The organism is Kitasatospora sp. NPDC054768 (genome assembly GCF_053612025.1).
In genome coordinates this window covers 4,924-10,433 of sequence record NZ_JBSHBN010000236.1, presented here as the reverse complement: position 1 = coordinate 10,433, position 5,510 = coordinate 4,924, and the positions used below count along the sequence as shown (strand labels likewise).

The window sequence follows — 5,510 nt, the reverse complement described above, 5'->3', positions numbered from 1 at the left end:
GCCTCGACCTGCTTGGCGAGGCTGTGCCTACTTGTTTCCGCGCTTCGCGAGGCTGTGCCTACTTGTTTCCGCGCTTCGCGAGGCTGTGCCTACTTGTTTCCGCGCTTCGCGAGGAAGGCCTCGACCTCGGCCTTGATCTCCGGCGTGTCCAGCCCGCGCACCGTCATCGTGGTGCGGCGGCGCAGCACGTCGTCCGAGGTGTACGCCCACTCGTTGTCCGCCGCGTACGCGACCTGCGCCCAGACGTCCGGACCGTCCTCGTGGATCGGCCGGCCGAGCTCCGGGTTCTCGTCGATCATGCGGGCGATGTCGAAGGACAGCGTGCCGTAGTGGCTGGCCAGGTGCTTGGCCACCAGCGGCTCCATCCGCGAGCCCGGCTCACGGTCGATCAGCAGGCGGTGCGCCACCGCGTTCGGCGCGCCGACGCCCGGCAGCGGGACGGTCGGGGCGATCGGGGACATGTCCTCGCCGAGGCTGGTGCCGGGCACGTGGGCCAGCTTCTCCAGGACGGCGCGGCCGATGTGCCGGTAGGTGGTCCACTTGCCGCCGGAGACCGACAGCATGCCGCCGCGGCCCTCGGTGACGACGGTCTCGCGCTTGGCGGCGGCGGTGTCGCCCGGGCCGCCCGGCAGCACCCGCAGGCCGGCGAAGGAGTAGGTGATCAGGTCGCGGTCGAGGTGCTCGTCGCGGATCGCGTGCGCGGCCTCGCCCATGATCTGGTCGATGTCCGCCTCGGTGGCCCGGACGTCCTTCGGGTCGCCGGTGTACTCCTCGTCGGTGGTGCCGAGGAGGACGTGGTCCTCCCACGGGATGGCGAAGGAGACGCGGTACTTGTCGATCGGGATGGTCAGCGCGGCGCGCCACGGCGAGCGGCGCTTGACGACCACGTGGGCGCCCTTGGAGAGACGGATCGACGGCGCGGCGCCGGCGTCCTCCATCGTGCGCAGGTGGTCCACCCACGGGCCGGTGGCGTTCAGCACCAGGCGGGCGTCGATGCCGAACTCGCTGCCGTCCAGGCGGTCGCGCAGGTCGGCGCCGGTGACCCGGCCGCCGGTGAAGCGCAGGCCGGTGACCTCGGCGTGGTTGAGCACCACGGCGCCGGCGTCGACGGCGGCGCGCACGGTCATCACGGCGACGCGCGAGTCGTTCATCTGGTGGTCGCCGTAGACGGCCACCGAGCGCAGGCCCTCGGTGCGCAGCGCGGGCACCTGCTGGGCGGCGTGGGCGGCGGTGGAGACCCGGCCCATGCCGTCGCGGAAGGCGGACAGCGCGGAGTACAGGAAGACGCCGGCGCCGAGCTTGGCTGCGCCGTGCGGGCCGCCCTTGTAGACCGGCACGAAGAAGGTCAGCGGGTTGACCAGGTGCGGGGCCACGTCGGTGGAGAGCGCGCGGCGCTCCTTGTGGTTCTCCGCGACCAGCTTGACCGCGCCGGTCTGCAGGTAGCGCAGACCGCCGTGGACGAGCTTGGAGGAGGCACTGGAGGTGGCGCCGGCGAAGTCGCCGGCGTCGACCATGGCGACCTTGAGGCCGGCCTGGGACGCGGTCCAGGCGACGGCCGTGCCGAGGATGCCGCCCCCGATCACCAGCAGGTCGTAGGTGGCCTTGCCGAGCAGCTCGCGGGTCTCGGCGCGGGAGGCGGTGTGGCCGGCGGTGCGCTCGGCGCCCAGGGTCGGAATGGTTGCCATGGTGGTTGTGTACGGCGCGCGCGGGTCGGGCGGCGCCGTTACTCCTCTCGTGTGCGGTGCGGCCTCTGCGGGAGAGGCCGGTCGGCCCGGTGCGGCGGGCCGGTTGAACCCGGTGACACCCGTTGCCGGAACAGCGGGCGGCCGGTCGGGGCGCGGGGCCCCGACCGGCTTGTCGGTCAGTTGTTCTCTTCCTCCTCCACCCAGCCCATGGTGCGCTCCACGGCCTTGAGCCACTTCTTGTACTCACGCTCCCGGGTGGCCTCGTCCATGCGCGGGGTCCACTCGGCGGCGCGGTGCCAGTTGGCCCGCAGGGTGTCGAGGTCGTTCCAGAAGCCGACGGCGAGTCCGGCCGCGTAGGCGGCGCCGAGGGCGGTGGTCTCGGCCACGTACGGGCGCTCGACCGGGGCGTCCAGGACGTCGGCGATGTTCTGCATGAGCAGGTTGTTGCTGGTCATGCCGCCGTCGACCTTGAGGGCGGTGAGCTCGACCCCGGAGTCCTTCTGCATGGCGTCGACGACCTCGCGGGTCTGCCAGGCGGTGGCCTCCAGGACGGCCCGGGCCAGGTGGCCCTTGGTGACGTACCGGGTCAGACCGGCGATCACACCGCGGGCGTCGGAGCGCCAGTACGGGGCGAACAGGCCGGAGAAGGCCGGGACGAAGTAGGCGCCGCCGTTGTCCTCGACGGTGTTGGCGAGGGTCTCGATCTCGGCGGCGGTGGAGATGATGCCGAGCTGGTCGCGCAGCCACTGGACGAGCGAGCCGGTGACGGCGATCGAGCCTTCCAGGGCGTACACCGGGGCCTGGTCGCCGATCCGGTAGCCGACGGTGGTCAGCAGGCCGTGGTACGAGTTGACGATCTTCTCGCCGGTGTTCAGCAGCAGGAAGGTGCCGGTGCCGTAGGTGGACTTGGCCTCGCCCTCGTCGAAGCAGGTCTGGCCGAACAGCGCGGCCTGCTGGTCGCCGAGCGCGGAGGCGACCGGGACGCCGGCCAGGTCGCCGACGGCCTCGCCGTAGACCTCGGCGGAGGAGCGGATCTCCGGCAGGACGGCCATCGGCACGCCCATCGAGTCGGCGATCTTCTCGTCCCACGCCAGCGTGTTCAGGTTCATCAGCATGGTGCGGCTGGCGTTGGTGACGTCGGTGACGTGCTTGCCGCCGTTGACACCGCCGGTGAGGTTCCAGATGACCCAGGTGTCCATGGTGCCGAACAGGATGTCGCCGGCCTCGGCGCGCTCGCGCAGGCCCTCGACGTTGTCCAGCAGCCAGCGGATCTTCGGGCCGGCGAAGTAGCTGGCCAGCGGGAGGCCGGTCTCGCGGCGGAAGCGGTCCTGGCCGACGTTGCGGCCGAGCTCGCGGCAGAGCGCCTCGGTGCGGGTGTCCTGCCACACCAGCGCGTTGTGCACCGGCTCACCGGTGTTCTTGTCCCACAGGACGGTGGTCTCGCGCTGGTTGGTGATGCCGATCGCGCGGATGTCGTCCTTGGTCAGGCCGGCCTTCTCCAGCGCGCCGCGGACGACGGACTGCACCCGGGTCCAGATCTCGGCGGCGTCGTGCTCGACGTAGCCGGGCTGGGGGAAGATCTGCCGGTGCTCCTGCTGGTCGACGGAGACGATCCGGCCGTCGGCGCCGAAGATGATGCAGCGGCTGGAGGTGGTGCCCTGGTCGATCGCGGCGATGTAGTTACCGGTGGAGGTCATGGGGAGGGTCCTCGGCTCGGGTTCGGGGGATACGGGGTGGGTGGGCCTGACGCGCGTTGTCCGGTCAGTCCCCGTGTACGGCGGGGGCGAACCCGTCCTTTAGAACATGGCGTTGTAGACGCCACCGGCCGCGAGGCCGCCCAGGATCGGGCCGACGACCGGGATCCAGGCGTACGACCAGTCGGAGCCGCCCTTCTTCGGGATCGGCAGCAGGGCGTGCGCGATGCGCGGGCCGAGGTCACGGGCCGGGTTGATCGCGTAGCCGGTCGGGCCGCCCAGCGAGAGGCCGATGCCGACGACGGTGAAGGCGACCATCAGGGTGCCGGTGCCGGACTGGGAGAGGCCGGAGTTGGTGCCGATGGTGAGGATCGCGAAGCAGAGCACGAAGGTGCCGATGACCTCGGTGAGCACGTTCTGGATCGGGTTCCGGATCTCGGGGCCGGTCGAGAAGATGCCGAGGGTGGGCTCCTCGTTCGCGTTGAACTGGCCCAGGTAGGTGACCCAGACCAGTACGGCGCCGATGATCGCGCCGAGCAGCTGGGAGCCGAGGTAGAGCGGCACCTGGCTCCACTCGCCGCTCTTCACCGCGAGCGCGATGGTGACGGCGGGGTTCAGGTGGGCGCCGGACTTCGGAGCCGACATGTAGGCGGCGATGAGGACCGCGAATCCCCAGCCGAAGGTGATCGCCAGCCAGCCGGCGTTGACGGCCTTCGACTTCTTGAGGGTCACGGCGGCGCAGACGCCACCGCCGAGGAGTATCAGGGCGGCGGTGCCGAGGGTTTCGCCGACGAAGACGTCGCCGTTGGAGAACGCGGACACAAAGACTCCCTTGTCCATATGGCCCGGAGGGTAGGTGGGGGCAGGCGGCCGGTCGATCGCTGTGCGGATGAGCGCACTGTGGGAGCGATCTCTCCGGCCATCGTTCGACAATGTCGACCGTCATGCGGAAGCTTCCTCCCCAGGTCGCCCCCACGTCAAGGCAGGGTTACGCAGCTGTGACCCTCGCCTCGGCAGGTCCGTCGACGTTACCGAGCGGAGCGCCCCGAAACGGGACAAAACGCCAGAGGCGCGGACAGGGCTCCCGCCCGTCCGCGCCTCAGCGTGACGAATCGACGGCCCTCGGCGGGCCGTCCGTGGATGTGCTCAGAACCGCCCGGCGCCCAGGTCGCGGGAGATCGCCCGCGCCGCGCTGCGCACCGAGGCCACCAGCGAGGGCTTCACGAAGCCGTCCTCGCAGACCCGCTCGACCGCCCCGCTGATGCACACCGCGCCCACCGGGTTGCGCCGCCGGTCCTGGATCAGCGCGCCGATCGAGGCCACGCCCTCCCAGGTCTCCTCGATCGAGTCCGCCCAGCCGCGCTCCCGGATCAGCGCGCACTCGGCGTCCACGTCGGCCGCCCCGGTCAGCGTCCGCACGGTGTACGACTCGTACGGCCCGTCGCCCAGCTCCCCGCGCGCCACCGGGTCGTAGGCCACCAGCACCTTGCCCAGCGCGGTGCTGTGCAGCGGCTGCATCGAGCCCACCTCCAGCACTTGCCGGGTGTCGTCCGGCCGGAACACGTGGTGCACGATCAGCACGCCCTGCTGGTGCAGCACCCCCAGGTAGACCGTCTCCCCGGACGCCCGGGCCAGGTCGTCCGCCCACACCAGCGCCCGTGCCCGCAGCTCGTGCACGTCCAGGTAGCTCTGCCCCAGCCGCAGCAGCTCGGCGCCCAGCTGGTACTTGCCGGTCTCCGGGTCCTGCTCGACGAACCCCTCCTGCTGCAGCGTGCGGAGGATGCCGTGCGCGGTCCCCTTGGCCAGGTCCAGCGCCGTCGACACCTCGGACAGGCCCAGCCGGCGTTCACCGCCGGCCAGCAGGCGCATGATCGCGGCGGCCCGGGAAAGCGACTGGATCGGGCCGGGCATGGGTACCTCCGCGCTGAAAGGCGGTCGACAATGTCGACCACAGTGATGACGGGACGAGTCTGCCAGGCCGCCCGGACTCCGTGCACCTTCCCCCCGGGTAACCCGCCCGGGCCCTCCCGCCCGCGGCGCGGTCCGCCGGGTGCGCGGACGGCCCGGCGCCGGGCCCAAACCCCACCCCCCCCCGCACCCCCCCCCCCCCCCCCCCGGCGCCCCCCCCACC

4 protein-coding genes are annotated in these 5,510 nt (G+C 71.7%); all 4 read right to left on the bottom strand.

Annotated features, from left to right (window positions below):
- Positions 1-89: 89 nt before the first annotated feature.
- The 4 genes from ACWGKU_RS38535 to ACWGKU_RS38520 all read right to left on the bottom strand — a co-directional run bounded on the left by ACWGKU_RS38535 (position 90) and on the right by ACWGKU_RS38520 (position 5,290).
- Complete coding sequence (locus ACWGKU_RS38535; protein WP_401043990.1) at positions 90-1,685, bottom strand: glycerol-3-phosphate dehydrogenase/oxidase; 1,596 nt, start codon at positions 1,683-1,685, stop codon at positions 90-92.
- Positions 1,686-1,861: 176 nt separating this feature from the next.
- Positions 1,862-3,382, bottom strand: coding sequence for a glycerol kinase GlpK (gene glpK / locus ACWGKU_RS38530; RefSeq protein WP_359911136.1), 1,521 nt, complete (start codon positions 3,380-3,382; stop codon positions 1,862-1,864).
- A 99-nt stretch (positions 3,383-3,481) separates the two neighbouring features.
- Positions 3,482-4,219, bottom strand: a complete 738-nt coding sequence (locus ACWGKU_RS38525) for an MIP/aquaporin family protein (RefSeq protein WP_452180954.1) — start codon at positions 4,217-4,219, stop codon at positions 3,482-3,484.
- 306 nt (positions 4,220-4,525) lie between these two features.
- Positions 4,526-5,290 carry an IclR family transcriptional regulator gene (locus ACWGKU_RS38520; protein ID WP_359911141.1) on the bottom strand — a complete coding sequence of 255 codons (765 nt, stop codon included), beginning with the start codon at positions 5,288-5,290 and terminating at the stop codon, positions 4,526-4,528.
- Positions 5,291-5,510 lie beyond the last annotated feature (220 nt).

Excerpts from the sequence above, each read along its gene's own strand:
- ACWGKU_RS38535 (WP_401043990.1), bottom strand. The coding sequence starts at position 1,685 with ATGGCAACCATTCCGACCCTGGGCGCCGAGCGCACCGCCGGCCACACC.
- glpK (WP_359911136.1), bottom strand. The coding sequence starts at position 3,382 with ATGACCTCCACCGGTAACTACATCGCCGCGATCGACCAGGGCACCACC.
- ACWGKU_RS38525 (WP_452180954.1), bottom strand. The coding sequence starts at position 4,219 with ATGGACAAGGGAGTCTTTGTGTCCGCGTTCTCCAACGGCGACGTCTTC.
- ACWGKU_RS38520 (WP_359911141.1), bottom strand. The coding sequence starts at position 5,290 with ATGCCCGGCCCGATCCAGTCGCTTTCCCGGGCCGCCGCGATCATGCGC.